The organism is Terrabacter sp. GCM10028922, from assembly GCF_042666095.1.
Taxonomy (GTDB): Bacteria; Actinomycetota; Actinomycetes; order Actinomycetales; family Dermatophilaceae; genus Terrabacter.
In genome coordinates, this window is sequence record NZ_JBHTFG010000004.1 from 104,360 (window position 1) to 124,521 (window position 20,162).

Below are 20,162 nucleotides of genomic sequence, written 5' to 3' on the forward strand. Positions count from 1 at the left end.
ATGTGTCGGTTAGATGTGTCGGTGCCGGGCGATGTAGCGGCGCGTCGTGCTGTCGTGGGCAGCCACGTGCGTCGCGCGCAGCTGGGCGCGGGCGTCCTCGAGCAGGCCCTCGGCCTTGCCGTGCTCACCCTTGGCGACGTTCCAGGCCCACCACCGGTAGGCCCGCGCGGTCTCGTAGGCGGGACCGTCGAGGACCATCTCGCCCTCGTGGAGCCAGATCGCCCGGGTGCACATCTCCTCGATGGTCTGCGCGGCGTGCGAGACGAGGAAGACGGTGCCCGCCTGCTTGCGGATGTCGGCCATCTTGGCCTCGCTGCGCTCCTTCGTGGCGGCATCGCCGGTCGCGAGGGCCTCGTCGATGAGCAGGATCTCGGGGCGGGCCGCAGCCGAGATCGCGAAACGCAGCCGGGCGCCCATGCCGGACGAGTACGTCTTCATCGGCAGGTGGATCGAGGAACCGAGGCCTGCGAGCTCGAGGACCTCGGGGATGGTGTCCTTGACCTGGGCGGGCGTCATGCCCATCGCCAGCAGCCCGAGCCGGACGTTGGCCATGCCCGACATCTCCGGCAGGAGGGCAGCGTTGACGCCGAGGAAGGACGGGGTGGCCGAGGCGAGCACGGTGCCGGCCGTCGGCGTCTCGAGGCCCGCGATGACGCGCAGCAGCGTGCTCTTGCCCGACCCGTTGTGTCCGACGACACCGATGGACTCTCCGGCGCGCGCGACGAACGTGACGTCGCGGACGGCCTTGACGGTGACGGTGCGGCTCCAGCCGACGCGGGTCAGCACCCGCGCTGCGCGGCTCTGCGGGCCGCGGGCGCGCTCGCTGCTCGGCACCCGGTAGTGCACGGAGAGGTGGTTGACGAGCACGGTCGGGTCGCCGACCGGGACCTCGATGCCCTTCTTCGGTGCGTCGGCCGCGTCGGGGCCGCCGCTCGACCCAGCCGGCCCGTCCGGCGCGTTCACGGTGTCACTCACGGCCGTAGTCCTCCTCCGCCTGCCAGAAGTAGAGGAAGCCGAGGACCGGCGTCGCGACGGCCCACGCACCGAGGGTCAGCCACAGCGTCAGCTCGGGCGTCTGGCCATAGACGAGCAGGTCGCGGGACAGCTCGAGCACGCAGTAGGCCGGGTTGAACTGGACGATCTCGAGCACCGTTGGGTGGGTGATGAAGCGATCGAGTGAGAACATGACGCCCGAGCCGTAGAGCCAGAAGCGCGAGACGAAGCCGAGCACCATGCGAAGATCGGGGATCGCGCTCGTGATGCGGGCGGCATAGAAGACGAGCCCGGCGTTGAACATCACCTGCAGCGCGAAGACGAGCGGGAAGAGCGCCCACCGCCACGTGATGGTCGCGTGCGGCGGGATCGCGACGACCATGACGAACATCGTCGCCATGACGGGGAGCATCGAGATCGTCTCGCGTAGCACGAGCGCGATCGGGATGGCCGCCCGAGGGAAGGAGAACGCGCGGATGAGGTTCTTGCCGGAGGCCATGACGCCCGCACCGTCGGTCAAGCAACGCGAGGTGAAGGAGAACATGAAGACGCCGACGAGCAGGAACCCGATGAAGTTGTCGACGCCGCGCGAGGCCCCGAGCACGACTCCGAAGATGACAAAGTAGGCGAGGCCGTCGAGGATCGGGCGGCCGACGAGCCACGCGTTGCCGAGCAGGGTGTCGCGGTTGCCGGAGAAGGCCCGCGCCCGCGAGTCGGCGACGATGAAGTGCCGGCGATCCCACAGGGAGCGCACGTAGGCGCCGAGCGGGGCGCGCTGGCCGACGGGCTGGAGCCGGCTGACGTCGACTGACTCGAGGTTGATGTCGTCGATCTCGACGAGAGGAGAGCGCAGGCGGGTGGTCTCCCTGCTCATGCCGTGCCCCTCAGCCGTTCGTAGATGTCCCGGTATGCCGCGGCCTGCGCCCGCCACGTACGCGTCGCCGCGAACTCGCGACCACGCGTGGCGAGCGTGCCCCAGAGGTCTCCGTCTGCGTACAAGGTGTGCAGTGTAGTCGCGAGCGCGGCGGCGTCTCCCGGCGTGAAGGCGAGGCCCGAACCCGGCTCCACCGTGATCTCGGACAGGGCGGGCAGGTCGGACACGACGACGGGGCGTCCGAGCGCCATGGCCTCGATGGGCTTGAGGGGGGTGACCGTTCGGCACACCTCGAGGTCACGCCGCGGCACGACGAACGCGTCGAGCGCCCGATGCCAGTGCGGCGCCTCGTCGCGCGCCACCCGCCCGGGCATGACGACGACGCCGTCGAGCCCGAGGCGTGTCGTGAGCGCGGCCAGCTCGGCCCGCGCCACGCCCTCGCCGACGATGGCGCAGCGCACGTCGTGGCCGTCGGCCCGCAGCAGGGCCACCGACTCGAGCAGCAGGTCGAGGCCTTCGTAGGCCACGATCGAGGACACCGTGCCGACCCAGAACCCCTCGTCCGGGAGCCCCAGGCGTCGCCGCGCGTCAGCCGGGGAGACGGTGTCGTCCGTCCCCGATGCGACGAGCGCGTCGTCGACGGCGTTGGGCACGATCGTGATGCGTTCGGCGGGCACGCCGCGGGCCACGAGGTCGTCGCGCAGGGCCCGCGACAGCGTCACGACGTGGTCGGCCTCACGGGCCAGCTCGGCCTCGCGGGCGTGCCACAGGCGGTAGCGCTCGCTGCGGTGCGCCTCGTCCTGCTCGTGCACGGGCAGCGAGCCGGCCCACGTCTTCTCGAGCTGGCCCCGCACCTCGTAGACCCAGGGCAGGTCGGTCGTCGCCGCGACACCGGCGGCGACGACGGCGTTGGGGTAGTGCGTCGTGGTGTGCAGCACGGTGGCCCTGAAGCGCTGCGCCTCGCGCACGAGCAGGGCGGCCGTCTGACGAAGCCGCTCGACCTGGGTGTCGGCCATCGACCAGGGCACGAGGCGCCGGTAGCGCACGCCGTCGACGACATCGGTGTCGCGCGCGTGCGGCAGGCCCACGGTGACCGGGTAGCCGATCCGGGTCACCGCCTCGACGGCGATCCCCTCGGCGGCCTGTGCACGCAGGACCGCGTGCGAGCGCAACGAGTAGCCCGACTGGGTCCAGGGCAGCGAGTTGGTGAGCAGGTGCAGGGCGCGTATGCCGTCCGGCGGGCTCATGGTGCCGCTGCCCGCCGGGCGCGCTGACGAAGCGGGTGACGACGCCGGCGCCGAGGCCGGCGACGAGGCAGGGGACGACGCGGCGACGAGGCGGAAGCCGGGCTCGAGGATCGCGCGCTCGGACTCGAGGCGGGCGCGTTGGCGGCCGAGGGCGCCGGAGACGCCGGCCGGCAGCGCGGTGATGGCCTCGCCGACGCGCCCGCGGCGCCACAGGGCTCGGGCGCGAACGGGGTCGGGCGCATCCCCCGGTGGCTCGTCGCCGAGGGCGACGGCGAGCTCGGCGTGCAGACGCCGCGTGGACCGTCGCGTCGGCGCGACGCCGGCCAGCGAGGCACGCGCTGCCGCGGGGCGATCGGCGAGGAACTGCGCCAGGGCCGTGCCGACGACAGGTCCGCCGGCGGCCCGGCTCGAGAGGCGGGCCCCCGCTGCGACCGCCCCGGCGAGCCCGTGGCGTACGGGAGCTGGCAGGCGTCGGAGGGTCTGGACGGCGAGCAGGGCTGGGTCGTCCTCGAAGTGCCGGGCCCCGACCCGCGCGAGGATGGCGAGGTTGCGCACGGTGGAGAGCGTGCGCCCGGCGCCGCCTGAGACGCCCGTGCCGGACGAGGTCCGGCGGTCACGCATGCTGTGCCACGACGTCCTCGAGGATCGACAGGTAGCGCTCGGCCAGCCGGTCGTCGTTGGCGTGCTCGTGCGTCCACTCGCGCCCCGCGTCGCCGACGTAGAGCTGCGACGGGTCGTTGGCGAGCTTGGCCCAGGTCTCGGCGAGGGCGTTGGCGTCGCCGGGCGGGACGATGGCGCCCATGCCTGCGGTGCGCAGGATGGCGGCGGCCTCGCCGTCGACCATGCCGGTGACGTGGATGCCGATCGACATGGCCTCGTAGAGCTTCGACGGCACGGTCAGCTCGAGCGGCGCCCATGGCCGCAGGGCGACGAGGAGGGTGTCGGCCCAGGCGTAGTGCTCGGCGACCTGCGCCTTGGGCACCTGTCCGAGGATCTCGATCGGCACGTCGCCCTTGGACGCCATCGCGGCGACGGCCTCGTGCTCTGCGCCGGCCCCGACGATGCGCAGGCGCACCGCGACGCCGGCGGCATGGGCCTGCCGGGCGGCGACGACCGCGGTGCCGAGGCCCTGGGCTCGGCCGACCGTGCCGAGGTAGAGCACGCGCAGCTCGCCGTCGGGCTCGCGCGGCGAGTGGACCCGGTAGCCGGGCAGCTCGTGGGCCCCGTTGCGCACGACGTGGACGCTGCGCACGCCGCGTGACCGCAGAGCCGAGGCGAAGCTCTCGGTCGTCGTGACGACGGCGGAGGAGCGGCGCTGCAACGCGGTCATGAGCGCACCTGCAGCGTGCAGCACGGGCGGCCGGAACACCTGGGCGCGCCTCGAGGGCGCCGGTACTGCCGCGGCGTCCCAGTCGTCGGCGACAGCGAGCAGGTCGGGCCACGCGTCGCGCATCTCGGTGACGAGGGGCACATCGATGGTGCGAGCGAGGAGGGCGCCGGAGAAGAGCGTCGGCAGTGCCGGGGCGGTGGCGATGATGACATCGGGGCGGATGCGCCGCACGCGCGTGAGGACGGTGCGGGTGGAGTCGAGCGAGCTCACGGCCTGGTCGAGCAGGCGGGAGCCCAGCCGCCCGGTGTGCGGGCGGAAGGCCACGCGGTGGACGGTCTCGCCGTACGCACCCCGGTGCACGGAGCCGCGACGCATCTGCGCTGCCTCGTCCATGAGCCCGCCGAACGAGTAATGAGGAGAAGGGGCGACGACGACGACGTCATGCCCGGCACGGGTGAAGCGTCGAACCATCGCCCCCCAGCGTTGCTGAGGGGCACCGAGCTCTGGTTCGTAGTGGTGAGTGAGGAGCAGGATCCTCATCACACCACCGCCCTACGGACACGCACGCACTCTCGCCTCGTCCGCTCGAATCCCCTGAATCGGGCTAACCGGGCAAGTTTATCCAGAGATGGGTCCGACCTGTGAAATGGCACAGAAACGTGCGTGTTCGTGCGGTGGCGTTCACTCGCGCGCCATTCCCGCGACGGCCGCCCTGCGTATGCTTCCCCCGTGCGAATCTCGGTGATCGGTTGCGGATACCTCGGTGCGGTCCACGCCGCGTGCATGGCCGACTTCGGCCACGAGGTCGTGGGGGTCGACATCGACCAGACCAAGATCGACCGGCTCGCCGCGGGCGTCCCGTCGTTCCACGAGCCGGGCCTCGAGCCGGTGCTGCGCAAGGGCGTCGAGTCCGGGGCACTGACGTTCACGACCGACAAGAGCGCCATCGGGGACGCCCGGGTGCACTTCATCGCGGTGGGCACGCCGCAGGGTGGTGGCAGCTATGCGGCCGACATGAGCTACGTCTGGACCGCGGTCGACGACATCCTCGCCCACGCCCGGCCGCACGCGGACGGGCCGCTCGTCATCGTCGGCAAGTCGACGGTCCCCGTGGGCACCGCGCAGGCGATCGCCGACCGCGTGGCAGAGGCCGGGCTCGACGCCGTCGTCGTGTGGAACCCCGAGTTCCTGCGCGAGGGCTTCGCGGTGCAGGACACCCAGGCTCCGGACCGCGTCGTCTACGGGCTGCCCGACGACGTGCTGGCGGGCGACACCGGCCGTGCGGTGCTCGACGAGGTCTACGCGCCGATCATCGCGGCCGGCATCCCGCGCCTGCTCGTCAACTACGCGACGGCCGAGCTCGTCAAGGTCGCCGCGAACTCGTTCCTGGCCACGAAGATCTCCTTCATCAACTCGATGGCCGAGCTGTGCGACGCGTCCGGCGCCGACGTCACCAGGCTCGCCGAGGCCATCGGCCACGACGAGCGCATCGGACCGAAGTTCCTCCAGGCCGGCATCGGCTTCGGCGGTGGCTGCCTGCCCAAGGACATCCGTGCCTTCATGGCCCGGGCGGGCGAGCTCGGCGTCGACCAGTCGCTGACGTTCCTGCGTGAGGTCGACTCGATCAACATGCGTCGTCGCGACCACGCCGTCGACCTCGCGACGAGCATGGCCGGTGGCCGCCTCGTCGGGGTCAAGGTCGCGGTGCTCGGCCTCACGTTCAAGCCCGACAGCGACGACGTGCGCGACTCCCCGGCCCTCGACATCGCGGGCCGTCTGTGGGGCCGCGGCGCCAACGTCGTGGCGACCGACCCGGCGGGCGCGGCAGCCGTACGCAGCCAGCGTCCCGACCTCCACATCGTCGACACGGCGGACGAGGCCCTCGAGGGTGCCGACCTCGTCATGCTCCTCACGGCGTGGAAGGACTACCTCGCCATCGACCCCGCCCACGCCAAGTCGCTCGTGGCCACGCCACGCATCATCGACGGGCGCAACGTCCTCGACGCGCACGCCTGGGCCGACGCCGGCTGGGACTACCGCGGGATGGGACGCACCGCGTCCACGTGGTGAGGATGGGACGGTGAGGCGGCCAGGCGCCCGGTTTGCGCCTTCTGCCGACTCCCGGGCGGCGCGCCGACGCAGCACCTAGGCTCCGTGCCATGAAGGGGATCATCCTCGCCGGGGGCACGGGCAGCCGGCTGCACCCGATCACGCGGGGCATCAGCAAGCAGCTGATGCCCGTCTACGACAAGCCGATGGTCTACTACCCGCTGTCGACCCTGATGATGGCGGGCATCCGCGAGGTCCTCGTCATCACGACCCCGGTCGACGCGGACCAGTTCCGGCGCCTCCTCGGTGACGGCTCGCAGTGGGGCATGACGATCGCGTATGCCGTCCAGCCGCGTCCCGAGGGGATCGCCCAGGCGTTCGTGCTCGGCGCCGACTTCATCGGCGGCGATCGCGTGGGCCTCGTCCTCGGTGACAACATCTTCTTCGGGCCCGGTCTCGGCACCCGCCTCGCCGACCACACCGACGTCGAGGGCGGGCACGTCTTCGCCTACCGCGTGGCCGACCCCACGGCATACGGCGTCGTGGAGTTCGGCACCGACGGCCACGTCATCTCCATCGAGGAGAAGCCGGCGGACCCGAAGTCGAGCTATGCCGTGCCGGGCCTCTACTTCTACGACAACGACGTCGTGGCCATCGCCAAGGGGCTGCGGCCGAGCGCGCGCGGCGAGCTCGAGATCACGGCCGTCAACGACGAGTACCTCCGCCGGGGCACCCTGTCGGTCAGCGTCCTGCCGCGCGGCACCGCGTGGTTCGACACCGGGACGTTCGAGGGGCTCATCGAGGCGAGCCAGTACGTCCACGTCGTCGAGGCCCGGCAGGGCCAGAAGATCGGCTGCGTCGAGGAGGTCGCGTGGCGCAACGGCTGGCTCGACGACACGGCGATGCGCGGGCACGCCGACGACCAGGCCCGCAGCGGCTACGGTCTCTACCTGCACGCCCTGCTCGCCGAGGGCAGGGACACCCCGTGAACGCGAGGACGTCATGGACATTCGGCCGCTGAAGGTCGCCGGCGCGTTCGAGATCACGCCGCGGCAGCTGCGCGACGAGCGTGGGGTCTTCGCCGAGGGCTTCCGCGTCGACCACCTCGCCGAGGCCATCGGCCACGAGCTGCGCGTGCGGCAGACGAACATCTCGGTGTCGGGGCCGGGTGTGGTGCGCGGCATCCACTTCGCCGACGTGCCGCCCTCGCAGGCCAAGTACGTCACGGCGACCGGCGGCGTCTTCATCGACTTCGTCGTCGACGTCCGCGTCGGCTCGCCGACCTTCGGGGAGTGGGACTCGGTGGTGCTCGACACCGTCGACCGGCGGGCCGTCTACGTCGCCGAGGGGCTGGGGCACGCCCTCGCCTGCATCGAGGGCGGGACCGCGCTCTACCTCTGCTCCGAGGTGTTCACCCCCGCGATCGAGCGCGGGGTCAACCCCCTCGACCCGCGCATCGGGCTGGCCCTTCCCGGTGGCTTCGTGCCGCTCCTGTCGCCCAAGGACGCCGCCGCACCCACTCTTGACGAAGCCGCCGACGCGGGGCTGCTGCCCACCCTCGAGGCATGCCTCGCGTACTCCTCCTCGCTGGCCCCAGCGACGCGCACATGACGACGGACGTGGCCGGCCGGGTCCTCGTCGTGTGCACCGGCAACGTCTGTCGCTCGCCCTACATCGAGCGGCGCCTCGTCCAGCTGCTCGCCGGCACGGGAGTGGAGGTCTCCAGCGCCGGCACCCGGGCGCTCGTCGGTGCTCCCATCGAGCCGGGATCGGTCGAGGCCCTCGGCGAGCTCGAGGCCGACGCGGCCGGCTTCGCGGCCCGCCAGATCACGCCGGCGCTGCTGCGCGACGCCGACCTCGTCGTCACCGCGACGCAACGGCACCGCCACGAGGTCGTCGCCCTCCTGCCCCGGGCGCTGCGCCGCACGTTCAGCCTCGGCGAGCTCGCCGACCTGCTCCGCGACGCCGACCTCGGCGCCGAGATGGCCGCTCTCGAGACGCAGACACCGACCGGACCGGGCGCGCCCGACGCGTCCTGGGCCGCTCGTCTCGCCGCCCTCGCGTGGAGCCGCCGGGGCCGCTCCACGATTCGCCAGCCGGAGGAGTCGGACATATCCGACCCATACGGACGCGGATCTGCCGCATATGTCCTGATGTCGCACGAGATCGAGTCGCAGCTGAGGGTCGTGGCCGAGGCGCTGCGGCCGAGCAGCACCTGAGGTAGCCCCGACGGCGAGATCGGGCTGCCGCCTCGTTCAAGGCGATTCGCCTCTAGCATGTCCCCCGGGGGAGGGGAGGAAGCATGCGTCGAGGGGGAGTACCGACATGAAGAACCGACTGGCGACAGCCGGTCTGCTGGCCTTCCTGGCCGCCGACGTGGCGCTGGTCGCGGTTGCCCTGGGGGCGGGCCGCGAGGAGACGTCCGCGCTGCCGACCGTGACCCGCACGGCCGGCCTCGCGACGGACCAGGCGACCGACCCACAGACCACCCCGCAGACCGAGCCGGCGACCTCCACGCCACCGCGCAGGACCGCCTCGCCGGCAGCGAAGGCGGTCCCCGTGTCCCGGCTCGTCACCGCACTCGACGCCGCGACCGCCTGGCGGGCGAGGACGGGCAGCTGTGACGCGGGAGGGGCCGTCCTCGAGGTGACGAGCGACGGCGGCGAGACGTGGACGAGGCTGCGGGCGCCGTCCCGGGCCGTGGTGCGCGTCCAACCGCTCGACGAGGCCCGCGCGTTCGTCGTCGGTGCCGGTGCCGACTGCTCGCTCAAGCAGTACTCCACGAGCGACGTGGGCCGCACCTGGCAGGCACCGACGACGGTCAGCGGCGGCTGGGCCCGGCAGCTCGACGAGCCGAGCTCGGTGCTGGCGCCCCAGCAGGACGCGGCGGCCCCCTGCGACGACGCCGTCGTCGTCGACCTCTCGCGCACGTCGGCGTCGCAGGCGGAGGCCCTGTGCGCCGACGGCTCCGTCGTCGTCACGAACGACGGAGGGGTCACGTGGTCCGACTCCGGTGACGCCCCGGGCGGCGTGGCCCTCAGCAACCTCCTCGTCGACACGACCCTGACGACGTACGCCGCCCGCATCGTGGGCGCGTGCGAGGGCGTCCAGGTCGTCCGCGTCGTGGAGGGCCGCAACGCCACCATCGTCGCGTGCGTTCCGGTCACGTCGCCGGTCCGCGGCCAGGTCGGTCTCTCCGTGACCGGTCGGGCCGGCTGGATCGTGTCGGGAGACCAGACGTGGGTCTCGGTCGGCGACCTGACGTCGTGGAAGCGCGTCTGACCCCGCTCGTCCCGACCCGCACACCGATGCCGTCGGCGCCCTCCTGTGGGCTGCCTCCTACTTGTAGGAGTTCATCGCGTCCGTGCGGATGGCCTCGCCGAGCTCGTCCATCTTCACCGTGTCGACGATGTCGATCGACGCGCCCTCGGGGCTCGTGCCGAAGCCGGTGAACGGCGCCGTGATGAAGCGGATGTCGTTGCCCCGCAGACCGCGCATCGCGAACGCCTCGGAGCGCATCGTGCCGACGTCGAGCCTCTGGTCGACGGTGAGGTTGCTCGTGGCCGCCTGGATGAAGTCCTTGAGCCGGATCGGGTTGGTCAGGACCTCCTTGCTCAGCGTCTTGAGCATGAGCGCCTTGATGAACGCGAGCTGACGCTGGCCACGGGAGATGTCGCCCTCGCTCAGCTGCTTGCGCTGGCGGACGAAGACGAGGGCGGTCTCGCCGTCCATGTGCATCATGCCCTCGCGGAAGACCTTGCCGTCGCCCTCGGAGGCCTCCTCGACGTTGACGTCGACGCCCCCGACCGCGTCGGTCATCGACTTGAAGCCCTCGAAGCCGAGCATCGCGACGTGGTCGATGCGGACGCCGAGCAGGTTCTGCATCGTCCGGACGAGCAACGGCGCTCCGCCGAACGCGTACGCCGCGTTGAGCTTGTTCTTGCCCTTGCCGGGGATCGAGACGTAGAGGTCACGCGGGAAGTGGATGAGGCTGACGTTGGAGTGGTCGGCGGGCACGTGGACGAGGACCATGACGTCGGACCGGGCGCCGACGCGGCCGGGCCCGGCGTCGTTGCCGATGATGAGGTAGTTCGTGCCCGTGCCGGTCGGCACGTCGATGACCTCGCCGGCGTCGTTCGTCGGCTTCGCGCCGTCGGCGTCGTCGGGCAGCAGCAGCTGGGTCTTCACGTTGTTCGAGACGATCTGGTTGAGCCACGCGAGGTAGCCACCGACGGCGAGGACGGGCACCAGCAGCAGGATCAGCGCCGCAACGAGGACCTTGCGGTTGCGCTTCTTCTCGCGGCGGCGCGACGGGTCGTCGGACGACGAGCCGTCGTCCCACCGGCCGCCACCGGACCCGCCGGAGGCGCCGTCGGAGGCACCCGCCTGGTCACGTTCGAACAGGTCGGCTCCGCGCTCTCTGGTGCTGTCCACGGCGCCAGTGTAGGTGTGACGGGCGGGGCACGTGTGCTGCTTACACTGTCCGCCATGTCCCGAGAGGCCGGCAGGCGCGTCAACGCCGACGTCCCCCTCGCCATCGCCGCCGTCCTGGTCTTCGCCGCCTACGTGTGGCTCCTCACGCGCGCGACCGTGCCCGTCGTGACGGCCTTCTCCTTCGCGTCGGACGACCGGCCCAAGCTCTACGGCGCGCTGCTCGCAGGCCTCGCCGGACTGCCCGGCCTGCTGCTGACGCTCCCGCGAGCGCTCACCTCGCCGCCACCGCCGGTGCAGCCGTCGGTGCGCAGTCGCAGCCAGGTCTCCGCGCGACGGCGGACGTACGTGCGCACCGACGTCCTCGGCGTCGCCGCGTTCCTGCTCGCCCAGGTGCCGCTCCCGGCGCCCTGGGGGCCGGCCGGCAAGGCCGCGACGATCGCCAACATCACCACGTCGCCCGAGCTCGTCGAGCTGAGCGCGATGTTCGCGAACTACTCGCTCGGGATCTTCGCGGTCGGCGTCGTCGCGGCCGTCATCGCCAAGGTCTACGGTCACGCGGCGGCGCTGCGCGTCCTCGCCATCATCCTCGTCGTGGGCGCTCCGGTCGTGGCGTGGTTCCTCGTCGTGCGCGCCGTCACGTAGCCGGCGCGCGCCTCGGTTCGCCCGCGGCCGGCCGTCCGGGCGTGTCGTCCGTGTCGCCCGTGTCGCCCGTGTCCTCACGCACGACGCTTCGCATGCTGCCGCGCACGAGGAACGGCTTCTCGATCGCGTGGTAGAACGCCGCGGCGACGAGGACGGTCGCCGTGCCCGCGACGGTCAGCGCCACGAGGGTCGTCGGCGCGATGCCCCACTCGTCGGGCCGGGCCAGGCCCGACGAGAGCAGGAGGACCGGCTGGTGCAGCAGGTAGAAGCTGTACGAGATGACGCCCAGGGCCGTGAGCCAGCGCAGCGGGCCCGACTCGAAGACCCGCCCGGGCACCCTCGCCAACAGCACGAGCAGGCACACGGCCACGACCCCGAACCCGAGCGCGCTCACCGGACCCCACCCGGCGGCGTACCCGGCCAGGCCGACCGCGAGGGCGACCGGGAGGGCGATCCCGGCGCGCGAGACGTGACCGGCTCTCGGCGAGGTGACGAGCGTCGCTGCCCACATCCCGAGCGCGAACTGGAACCAGCGGGCCGGGAAGAGCTTGTCCGTCGACGGCAGGAAGCCGGCCGGGTGCGCCTGTCCCGTCCACCACACGCCGAACGCCCCCCACAGGAGCGCCACGCCGAGTGTCACGAGCAGCGCGCCGCGCATGCCGAGCCTGCGGTGCACGAGGAGCAGCAGCGGGAAACCGAGGTAGAGGGTCGCCTCGAGGGAGATCGACCACAGGGAGCCGTTGACCGACGAGAGCGTGTCACCGAAGAACGGGAAGGTCAGCGTCAGGTGGGTGACTGCGTCGACGGGCGTGAGGTCGCGGCTCACCAGCCGCTCACGCAGCGCCGGCACGAGCTCGAGGGCCATGACCAGGGCGACGGCGGCGTAGTAGGCCGGCAGCAGCCGGTAGGCGCGGCGACGGAAGAACCGGCGCGGCTGGAGGTCCCGCACGCGACCGGCACGAAGGAGCGGAAGGGTGAGGCAGAACCCCGACAGGACGATGAAGATGTCGACGCCGGCGCCGCCGAAGCCCATGACGCGCACGAGGACGCCGTCTCCGGACAGCTTCGGCGGACGGACGTTGTCGAGCCAGTAGCCGTGGATGTGGAGCAGGAAGACCCACAGGGCGGCGAAGCCGCGGAGCGTGTCGACGTACGCGAGCCGCCGGGTCGCCGGCGGACGTGCTTCGGCCGCGGTCATCGGCGCGGTCGTCGGCGCGGTCGTGCCGTCCATGGTCCCCCTCGAGTGCGTGCCCCAGGACGGCCGACCCCCCCGTCGTCGTGCCCCGGGCGTCATTCTAGGAAGCGGTCGACCTCCGCGCGGATGCGTTCGCGGAAATGCGCCTCGGAGAACTGCTCGGCGTGTGCGCGCACCCGGTCGGCGTCCCAGGTGCGGGCGCGGTTGGCGACGACCGCTGCGCGCACCGCCTCGACCGTCGGCTCCTCGAAGAACGTCCCGTTGGCCTGCGCGTCGATCGTGTCGAGGTAGCCGCCGCCGTGCAGCGCGAGCGTCGGCACCCCGAACGCCGCGGCCTCGAGCGGCGTCAGGCCGAAGTCCTCGAGGCTCGGCGCGAGCAGGGCGCGGGCCCGGTCGTAGGTCCAGCGCAGCTCGGCGTCGCTGAGGCCGGAGACGATGCGGACGTTGTCGGGCGCTGCCGCCCGCAGCTGCGTCTCGAGGGGCCCGGCGCCGACCACGACGAGGCGCTCGGGAAGCCCACGCACCGCCTCGATGGCGACGTCGACGTTCTTGTACGGCAGCAGCCGCGACACGAGGAGCAGGTAGCCGTCGCCGCGCGGAGCGGCCCAGTCGGCGAGTGCGGCGACCGGCTCCTGCGGGTCGGCCGGGTCGATGCCGTAGGGCGGGGGCAGCACCTCCGCCTCGATGCCGTATGCCGCCGCGATGCGTTCGCGGACCACCGTGGAGTTCGCGAGGTAGCGGTCGGCGGACGCCGCCGCCCCTGCGTCCCAGCGGCGCAGCCAGCCGCTGAGGACCGACAGGGCGCGGGCGCGTGCCGAGCGTCGCTTCGACGTGCCGAGGTACGCGTCGGACTGGTAGAGCCAGCGGGCGGGCGCGTGGCAGTAGACGAGCTTGCGGCCGGTGGTCGGCACGCCGTGGGCCCAGCCCGAGCTCGAGGCGACGACGACGTCGGCGTCGACGGGCAGGCGCGACACGGCATACGGCAGGAGTGGCAGCGCGGCCCGGTGCTCGCGGCGCAACGGCGCGATCCGGTTGATGGGGGAGACCACGACGCGCGCGTCGCGGAACTCCGGGTAGGTGCCCTCCGGGTCGTAGAGCGTCGTGTGGATCGTCGCGTCGGGGAAGGCGCGGTGCAGCGCGAGGACGACCCGCTCGGCGCCACCGCGCTGGGTCAGGTAGTCGTGCGCGATCGCGACGCGCGGTCGATCCGTCATGGTGTCCGATCCTCGAGGCCTGCTGGACGCTAGATTCGGGCAGGTGCCGAGAGTCAGTGTGGGCCATCGCCGCCGCGAGCTCGCGCTCAACGGGCGCTTCCTGTCACAGGCCACCACCGGCACGCAGCGCTACGCGCTCGAGCTCGCGACCCGTCTCGTCGCCCGGCACCCGGGGCGCGTCGTCCTCCACGTGCCGAGGGGGACGGCCGTGCCCGCCGAGCTGGCCGGGTCGGCGCGGGTGCGCGAGTCGCGCGCCACGGGGCAGCTCTTCGAGCAGGTCGTGCTGCCATGGCTGGCCCGCCGTGACCTCCTCGTCAGCCTCGGCGGTCCCGCCCCGGTGGCGGCTCGTCGTCAGGTGGCGACCCTCCACGACGTCTCGGTCTTCCGCCACCCCGAGACCTACAGCCGGGCCTTCCGCACGTGGTACCGCGCGATGTACCGGGTGCTGGCGCGGCGCGCCCTGCGCGTGCTCACCGTGTCGCGCTTCAGTGCACGTGAGCTCGTGGCGGTGCTCGGCGTCGACGCCGGGCGGCTCGCCGTCGTGCCGAACGGCAGCGACCACGTCGACCGGTTCACCCCGGCCCGGCCGGTGCTGGGCGCCGACGCCGACGCCGTGGCCGGCGGTGACGAGCCGTGGGTGCTGTGCGTCGGGACCTTCGCCCGGCACAAGAACCTCGTGCCGGCCCTCGACGCGTTCGAGGGGGCAGGTCTGCGCTCCGTCGTCGTCGGTGCCCGGGGCGACGGCCGGGTCTTCGCCGACGCCGGTGGCGCCCGCTGGGCGCACGCGACGTTCGCCGGGCGGGTCACCGACGAGGAGCTCGCGTGGCTCTACGACGCCGCGTCGGCCCTGGTCTTCCCGTCCGTCTACGAGGGGTTCGGCATCCCCGTCGTGGAGGCCCAGCGACGCGGGTGCCCGGTCGTCGCGCTGCACACCGGGCCGGTCCCGGAGGTCGCGGGCGACGGCGCCGTGCTGTGCGACCCGGACCGCCCCGAGGCGCTCGTCGAGGCGGTCCGGGAGGTCCTCGAGCACCCCGGTCGTCGGTCGCAGCTCGTGGCCGCGGGCCGCCGCAACGCCGAGCGGTACACCTGGGACGGGTCCACGGACCTCCTCGAGGCGGCGCTCGCGGAAGCGGGATGGCACGGCTGACAGGCCGCAGCCCACCGGGGCAGACGGGATCTCCGGGTCAGCCACGGACACGACGATCCGGTGCGATACTCCTGCCATGCCAGACGCCCCGTCACCGTCGGTCGACGTCGTCGTCGCGACCTTCAACCGCCCGGACAACGTGCGGACCTGCCTCGAGCACCTCGGTCTTCAGACGCTCACGCCCGACGAGGTCGTCGTCGTCGACTCGTCGCCACACCGGCTGACGGCCGACGTCGTCGCCGACTTCCCGGGTGTGCGCTACATCCGCAACGACGCCGGCCCGGGCACGCTCGCGACGTCCCGCGCCATCGGCGTGGCCGAGACCCGCTCCGACATCGTCGCCTTCGTCGACGACGACGCGTACGCCGAGCCCGACTGGCTCGAGAACATCGTCGCCCGCTACGCCGACCCCGCCGTCGGCGCCGTCGGCGGCCGCGCGAGCAACGGACGGCCCGGCGAGGAGCACGAGGGCCTCGATGCGGTCGGGCGGCTGCTGCCGGACGGGACCCTCACCGGCAACTTCGCGGCCGACACGGGCCGCGACCTCGACGTCGACCACGTGCTCGGGGCCAACATGTCGGTGCGCCGTTCCGCGCTCGAGCAGATCGGCGGCATCGTCGACCTGTTCCCCGGCACGTGCCTGCGCGAGGAGAGCGACATCATGCTCCGGCTCGGCCGCGCCGGCCATCGCATCGTCTACACCCCGACGGCCCTCGTCGAGCACGTGGCCGCGCCCTACACCCGGGGGCGCCGCTTCGACGTGCGCTACACCTACTACGGCCACCGCAACCACGTCGTGCTCCTCTCGCACACCTTCGGCATGGGGGCGCCGATCCTGCGGCGCTTCTACGGCGTGGCGCTGCGCGAGGTGGGCGGCAACGTCGTCGACGGCGCGAAGGCCGTCGTCGACACCGACCGCACCCCGCGCCAGAGGGTCCGCGCCGTGGGCGGCCGGGCCCTGCACGCCTCGGCGGCCATCGGTGGTCTCGCCGCCGGCACCACCGCGGCCGTCCGCACCCGCCTCGGCGACCGGCGTACGGCCCGGGCCTGATCGGTGCCCGCGGCATACGTCGTCCTCAGCCACACCGAGGCCGACCAGGTCACCCGGCTCGTGCGCGCGATCCTTCGGTCGAGCCCCCTGGCCACCGTCTTCGTCACCCATGACGCGCGACGCTTCCCGGCGCCGCTCATCGACGACGACCGGGTCCGGGTGACCACCCACGGCCGCCCGACGGACTGGGGCTCGTGGGAGCTCGTCGAGGTGACCCTCGACGCGATGCGGGCCGCACGCCAGGCCGTCGACCCCGACCTGCTCGTCCTCGTGTCCGGGCAGTGCTATCCCGTCAGAACGCTCGATACGTGGGAGGACGAGCTGCGCGCGGCCGGGGGCTGGCAGGGCACCGCGCGGGCGCTCACCTACGCCCCGGCCTGGGGGCGTCGGCACGGCGTGGGCGACGACGCGCTGACCCGCTACACCTACCGCTGGGCCCCGGTCGGTCGGCACCTGGACTCCGTGCTGCGCGCCGGCCGCCTCCCGGGTCGCGCCCTGTGGGCTCTCGCGCACCGGACCGAGCCCCTCGTCTCGCTCCGGCTCGTCGACCGCGGTCGGGGTGCGCACGTCGGGCTCCGGCGCCGTGTGTCGCCGGGCACGCCGCCCATCCGGCTCGGCTCGCAGTGGCTCGCCGTGGACCGCCTCCGCCTCGGGGTGGTGCTGGCCGAGCTCGCGGAGGGCACGCCGCTGCGACGGCTCTTCGAGGGCTCCGTCATCGCCGACGAGGCCGCGCTCCAGACAGTCCTGGGGAACACCGGCCCGCCTGCCGTGCCGCTGCCCGTCTCCTACTCCGTCTGGATGCCCGAGGAGGACACGACCCGCACCTTCGTGCACGATGACCTGGCCGAGATCCGGGCCTCCGGCTCACCCTTCTGCCGTAAGGTCCACACGGTGCGCAGCGCAGAGCTGATGGACGCCCTCGACCGCGTGAACGGGGTCGACCGTGGCGAGTGACCGACCCGACGAGGGCGGCGCCGACGCACGCCCGGATGGCGGACCGGATGCTCGACCGGATGGCGGACCGGATGCTCGCCCCAATCCACCGGACGCCGGCCCCGAGACGGCGGCGGGGGAGGTGGAGGCGGACCTGCTCCTGCCCGACCGCCAGGTCGACGACCTCGAGGCGCAGCCGGCCGGGGCGATGAGCCGTGAGGGGCTGCAGCAGAGTGCCGTGCGTGGCGCCGTCTGGACGGTCATCCACACCTTCATCGCGATCCCCGTCGCGTTCCTCGTCAACCTCCTCATGGCTCGCGTGCTGGGCGCCGCCGACTACGGACGCCTGGCCTTCCTCACCGCCCTCATGGAGGTCGTCTCGCGGATGCTGACGGCCGGGTTCGGTTCAGCCGTCGTGCAGTTCGGCGCGAAGGCTCACGCCGCGGGCCGCACGGCCACCGTGTCCCGGCTGCTCTCGCAGTCCCAGGGCTTCCGGCTGCTCGTCGTCATGCCGGTGCTCTCGGTCGTCGTCCTGCTCTTCGCCGACGTCCCGCCGAGCGTCGTGGTCATCGCCATCGTCTTCGGCATCGCCGTGCCCGCGGCGTTCGACGGTGCGGTCGCCTGCCTGACCATCGAGAACAAGACCGCCGACGGTGCCAAGATCGCCCTCGTCACGTCCCTCGCCACGCAGGTCGCGGTCGTCGTCGTCGTGCTCGTCGTGGGCACGCCGGACTCCGTATGGACCATCCGCCTCATCGTCAGCGGCGTCGCGGTCGCGCTCTGCCTGGTCCCCATCTCCGCTGCCTACCGCACCGCCGTCCTGCGTCCAGCGCTCCCCAGGGGCATGCCGGTGGGCTTCTGGCGCTATGCCGTGCCGGTCGGCCTCGCGAGCGTCATCGGCGGTCTCGTCATGTCGCGCAGCGAGATCTTCTTCATGAACTGGCTCGCGGCCCCGGCAGCGGTCGGCGTCTTCGCGCTGGCCTTCGGGCTGGCCGGCCACGTCTTCGCCCCGGCGCAGGCCTTCGTCGGCCCACTCGTGCCGGCCATCTCGGGCCTGCTCGAGGTCGATGCGCAGGCGGTCCGTCCGGCCTTCCGGCGCGTCCTGCGGGCCGGCGCGACGGTGGTCGGGCTCGTTGAAGCCGTCGCCGTGGTGCCACTCGCGGTCCTCGTCCCCGTCCTCTACGGCCCGGAGTTCGCCGAGGCGGGCCCGGTGGTGGTGGCGCTCGGGGTGTCGGCCGGGTTCGTCACGGTTGCCAGCCCCGTGGCCGCGTTCGTCTCGGCCCGCCTGTCGGCGGGGGAGATGCTGAAGGCCACGTCGGTGGCCCTCGTCGTCGACGTCGCGCTCGCCCTCAGCCTCATCCCGACGCTCGGGGTGTGGGGCGCCGTCATCGCCAACGTCGCAGGCTCCATGACGAGCCTGCTGCTCCTGACGCGGTCGGAGCTGCGCGGCCTGGGCATCACGGTCTCGCTCGCGGCGCGCGACGCGCTCCCGTGCTTCGTCGGGGCGGCGCTCGCGGGCGGGCTGATGCTCGCCGCTGCCGCGGTGCCCGGCAACGAGTGGCTGCGCGCCGTGGGAGTCGCCGCGGTGGGCGGCGTGCTCTACGTCGCGATCCTGCGTGTGGGCAGGTCCGGGCTGACCGTGCCGGACGCCGACGCCATCATCCGCGCGCTGCCCCGGCCCGCCAAGCGCGTCGGCCCCGTCGTGCTGGGCCTGCTCACCGCCCGCGCCGTCGACGAGCCCGCGCCGGCCTGAGGCTCCGCTGCCCCCGGTTCGATGTATCCCCGCGGTCCCCGGGTCGCGCGGACACATCGAACCGGGGGCGCTCCCGGTTCGGTCACTGGGTGGAGCGCCGCTCGACGACGGGCGCCACGACCCGCGCGTAGACCCCCTCGTACGCATCGGCCACGACCGACCACGTGTAGCGGCGCGCGGACATCCGCCCGGCCGCCCCGAGGGCGGCCCGTCGCTGCGGGTCGCGAAGCAGCGACTCGACGGCGCCCGCCAGCGCGCCGGTGTTGACCGGGTCGACGACCAGCCCGTCGACGCCGTCCGTGACGAACGACGCCGGCCCACCCAGGCTGGTCGCGACGAGCGGTGTCCCGGCGCGCCAGGCCTCGAGGGCCACGATCCCGAAGGCCTCTCGGCGACTGGGCATCACGACGACGTCGGCGCGACGCATCCAGGCGTGCACGCCGGCCTCGTCGAGGGCCCCGACGAGCCGGAGGCGCTCGCCGAGACCGAGGCGCTCGCCGAGGGCCCGAAGAGCCTCGCGCTGCGAGCCGGCGCCGCCGAGCACGAGCGTGGCGCCCAGGTCGGCGTCGACCCCGGCGAACGCCTCGACGAGCAGGTCGAACCCCTTCGTCGTCTCGAGCCGGCCCACCCCCAGCACGACCGGCCGGTCGGACAGACCGAGGGCGTCGGGCATCGTGCCGGAGGGCGGGGCCGTCGGCACGGGGCCGACACCGTTGGGCACGACGGAGCCACCGACGAGACCGAACCGCTCGCGCAGGTCGTCGAGCACCTGCTCGGAACAGCCCGTCGTCGCCGCGGCGCCCGCGATGGTGCGCCGGAGACCCTCGCGCATCAGGGCAGAGGTGCCGAACGCGTCGTGGTCGTCCATGAAGGTCTCGCCGTGGCTCGACAGCACGAGCGGGATGCCGGACCGGCGAGCCAGCGCGGCGGCATACACCCCGTTGGGTCCGAAGCACTGGACGTGCAGCAGGTCGGGACGGAACGCGCGCGAGGCCGCCCGCCACGCGTGCCAGGCGCGTGGTGCGGAGACCGCGAAGCTGGCCAGAGCCCGGCCCGAACGGGCCGGCAGCGGGGTGGGCAGGTGGCGCACGACCGTGCCGTCCAGCTCCGCGACGCCGAGGTGTTCACCGCGGTCGACGGTCCACACCTCGACCTCGGTCCCTGCGCCGTGCAGCTCGCGTGCGACGTGGCGCACGTGGGACTCCACCCCGCCGAGGTGCGGGTGGTAGGAGGAGGTGACGAGGGCGACGCGACGACCCACCGCGGCTCCTCTCGATCGGACACGCGTGGCCGACCGGCC

18 protein-coding genes are annotated in these 20,162 nt (G+C 73.0%); 10 read left to right on the top strand and 8 right to left on the bottom strand.

Annotated features, from left to right (window positions below; all coding sequences use genetic code 11):
- Nucleotides 1-9: 9 nt before the first annotated feature.
- From ACFQU3_RS04045 to ACFQU3_RS04060, 4 genes are read right to left on the bottom strand one after another with little or no spacing between them, the layout of a single operon-like run.
- Nucleotides 10-975, bottom strand: a complete 966-nt coding sequence (locus tag ACFQU3_RS04045) for an ABC transporter ATP-binding protein (RefSeq protein ID WP_385906868.1) — start codon at nt 973-975, stop codon at nt 10-12.
- Entirely contained in the window at nt 968-1,867 is a 900-nt protein-coding gene (locus ACFQU3_RS04050; protein ID WP_385906870.1) for an ABC transporter permease, read from the bottom strand. The genes ACFQU3_RS04045 and ACFQU3_RS04050 overlap by 8 nt, the downstream gene beginning before the upstream one ends.
- Nucleotides 1,864-3,735 (bottom strand): glycosyltransferase family 4 protein, encoded by a 1,872-nt coding sequence (locus ACFQU3_RS04055; protein WP_385906873.1) that lies wholly within the window; start codon nt 3,733-3,735, stop codon nt 1,864-1,866. The genes ACFQU3_RS04050 and ACFQU3_RS04055 overlap by 4 nt, the downstream gene beginning before the upstream one ends.
- Entirely contained in the window at nt 3,728-4,984 is a 1,257-nt protein-coding gene (locus ACFQU3_RS04060; protein WP_385906876.1) for a glycosyltransferase family 4 protein, read from the bottom strand. The genes ACFQU3_RS04055 and ACFQU3_RS04060 overlap by 8 nt, the downstream gene beginning before the upstream one ends.
- Before the next feature lie 189 nt (nt 4,985-5,173).
- On the opposite strand from ACFQU3_RS04060, the gene ACFQU3_RS04065 reads away from it, so the two are divergent.
- The 5 genes from ACFQU3_RS04065 to ACFQU3_RS04085 all read left to right on the top strand — a co-directional run bounded on the left by ACFQU3_RS04065 (nt 5,174) and on the right by ACFQU3_RS04085 (nt 9,775).
- Entirely contained in the window at nt 5,174-6,514 is a 1,341-nt protein-coding gene (locus ACFQU3_RS04065) for a UDP-glucose dehydrogenase family protein (RefSeq protein ID WP_385906879.1), read from the top strand.
- 89 nt (nt 6,515-6,603) lie between these two features.
- On the top strand, nt 6,604-7,482 hold the full coding sequence (gene rfbA, locus ACFQU3_RS04070) for a glucose-1-phosphate thymidylyltransferase RfbA (protein ID WP_385906882.1): 879 nt from the start codon (nt 6,604-6,606) through the stop codon (nt 7,480-7,482).
- Between the two features lie 13 nt (nt 7,483-7,495).
- Nucleotides 7,496-8,104 (top strand): dTDP-4-dehydrorhamnose 3,5-epimerase family protein, encoded by a 609-nt coding sequence (locus ACFQU3_RS04075; RefSeq protein ID WP_385906885.1) that lies wholly within the window; start codon nt 7,496-7,498, stop codon nt 8,102-8,104.
- Nucleotides 8,059-8,712, top strand: a complete 654-nt coding sequence (locus tag ACFQU3_RS04080; protein ID WP_385906888.1) for a low molecular weight phosphatase family protein — start codon at nt 8,059-8,061, stop codon at nt 8,710-8,712. Before ACFQU3_RS04075 ends, ACFQU3_RS04080 begins: the two co-directional genes overlap by 46 nt.
- A 106-nt stretch (nt 8,713-8,818) precedes the next feature.
- Complete coding sequence (locus tag ACFQU3_RS04085) at nt 8,819-9,775, top strand: hypothetical protein (RefSeq protein ID WP_385906891.1); 957 nt, start codon at nt 8,819-8,821, stop codon at nt 9,773-9,775.
- A gap of 57 nt (nt 9,776-9,832) precedes the next feature.
- Here the strand turns inward: ACFQU3_RS04085 and ACFQU3_RS04090 are convergent, their stop codons facing one another.
- Entirely contained in the window at nt 9,833-10,927 is a 1,095-nt protein-coding gene (locus tag ACFQU3_RS04090; RefSeq protein ID WP_385906894.1) for an LCP family protein, read from the bottom strand.
- Between the two features lie 54 nt (nt 10,928-10,981).
- On the opposite strand from ACFQU3_RS04090, the gene ACFQU3_RS04095 reads away from it, so the two are divergent.
- Entirely contained in the window at nt 10,982-11,569 is a 588-nt protein-coding gene (locus ACFQU3_RS04095; protein ID WP_385906897.1) for a hypothetical protein, read from the top strand.
- Here the strand turns inward: ACFQU3_RS04095 and ACFQU3_RS04100 are convergent.
- Both ACFQU3_RS04100 and ACFQU3_RS04105 read right to left on the bottom strand, forming a co-directional pair.
- Entirely contained in the window at nt 11,562-12,800 is a 1,239-nt protein-coding gene (locus ACFQU3_RS04100; protein ID WP_385906900.1) for an acyltransferase family protein, read from the bottom strand. The genes ACFQU3_RS04095 and ACFQU3_RS04100 overlap by 8 nt on opposite strands.
- Nucleotides 12,801-12,859: 59 nt before the next feature.
- Nucleotides 12,860-13,978 (bottom strand): glycosyltransferase, encoded by a 1,119-nt coding sequence (locus ACFQU3_RS04105; protein WP_385906903.1) that lies wholly within the window; start codon nt 13,976-13,978, stop codon nt 12,860-12,862.
- A gap of 43 nt (nt 13,979-14,021) precedes the next feature.
- Between ACFQU3_RS04105 and ACFQU3_RS04110 the strand changes: the two genes are divergently transcribed.
- The 4 genes from ACFQU3_RS04110 (at nt 14,022) to ACFQU3_RS04125 (ending at nt 18,862) form a co-directional block, all read left to right on the top strand.
- Nucleotides 14,022-15,125 (top strand): glycosyltransferase family 4 protein, encoded by a 1,104-nt coding sequence (locus ACFQU3_RS04110; RefSeq protein ID WP_385906906.1) that lies wholly within the window; start codon nt 14,022-14,024, stop codon nt 15,123-15,125.
- Between the two features lie 76 nt (nt 15,126-15,201).
- Nucleotides 15,202-16,176 (top strand): glycosyltransferase family 2 protein, encoded by a 975-nt coding sequence (locus ACFQU3_RS04115; RefSeq protein ID WP_385906908.1) that lies wholly within the window; start codon nt 15,202-15,204, stop codon nt 16,174-16,176.
- A gap of 3 nt (nt 16,177-16,179) precedes the next feature.
- Nucleotides 16,180-17,130 carry a beta-1,6-N-acetylglucosaminyltransferase gene (locus ACFQU3_RS04120; RefSeq protein WP_385906911.1) on the top strand — a complete coding sequence of 317 codons (951 nt, stop codon included), beginning with the start codon at nt 16,180-16,182 and terminating at the stop codon, nt 17,128-17,130.
- Nucleotides 17,120-18,862 (top strand): lipopolysaccharide biosynthesis protein, encoded by a 1,743-nt coding sequence (locus ACFQU3_RS04125; RefSeq protein WP_385906914.1) that lies wholly within the window; start codon nt 17,120-17,122, stop codon nt 18,860-18,862. The genes ACFQU3_RS04120 and ACFQU3_RS04125 overlap by 11 nt, the downstream gene beginning before the upstream one ends.
- An 82-nt stretch (nt 18,863-18,944) precedes the next feature.
- Here ACFQU3_RS04125 and ACFQU3_RS04130 read toward each other — a convergent pair whose 3' ends face one another.
- Entirely contained in the window at nt 18,945-20,123 is a 1,179-nt protein-coding gene (locus ACFQU3_RS04130; RefSeq protein WP_385906917.1) for a glycosyltransferase family 4 protein, read from the bottom strand.
- Between the last annotated feature and the right edge of the window lie 39 nt (nt 20,124-20,162).

Excerpts from the sequence above, each read along its gene's own strand:
- ACFQU3_RS04115 (WP_385906908.1), top strand. The coding sequence starts at position 15,202 with ATGCCAGACGCCCCGTCACCGTCGGTCGACGTCGTCGTCGCGACCTTC.
- ACFQU3_RS04085 (WP_385906891.1), top strand. The coding sequence starts at position 8,819 with ATGAAGAACCGACTGGCGACAGCCGGTCTGCTGGCCTTCCTGGCCGCC.
- ACFQU3_RS04080 (WP_385906888.1), top strand. The coding sequence starts at position 8,059 with ATGCCTCGCGTACTCCTCCTCGCTGGCCCCAGCGACGCGCACATGACG.
- ACFQU3_RS04055 (WP_385906873.1), bottom strand. The coding sequence starts at position 3,735 with ATGCGTGACCGCCGGACCTCGTCCGGCACGGGCGTCTCAGGCGGCGCC.
- ACFQU3_RS04095 (WP_385906897.1), top strand. The coding sequence starts at position 10,982 with ATGTCCCGAGAGGCCGGCAGGCGCGTCAACGCCGACGTCCCCCTCGCC.
- rfbA (WP_385906882.1), top strand. The coding sequence starts at position 6,604 with ATGAAGGGGATCATCCTCGCCGGGGGCACGGGCAGCCGGCTGCACCCG.
- ACFQU3_RS04060 (WP_385906876.1), bottom strand. The coding sequence starts at position 4,984 with ATGAGGATCCTGCTCCTCACTCACCACTACGAACCAGAGCTCGGTGCC.
- ACFQU3_RS04105 (WP_385906903.1), bottom strand. The coding sequence starts at position 13,978 with ATGACGGATCGACCGCGCGTCGCGATCGCGCACGACTACCTGACCCAG.
- ACFQU3_RS04075 (WP_385906885.1), top strand. The coding sequence starts at position 7,496 with ATGGACATTCGGCCGCTGAAGGTCGCCGGCGCGTTCGAGATCACGCCG.
- ACFQU3_RS04100 (WP_385906900.1), bottom strand. The coding sequence starts at position 12,800 with ATGGACGGCACGACCGCGCCGACGACCGCGCCGATGACCGCGGCCGAA.
- ACFQU3_RS04050 (WP_385906870.1), bottom strand. The coding sequence starts at position 1,867 with ATGAGCAGGGAGACCACCCGCCTGCGCTCTCCTCTCGTCGAGATCGAC.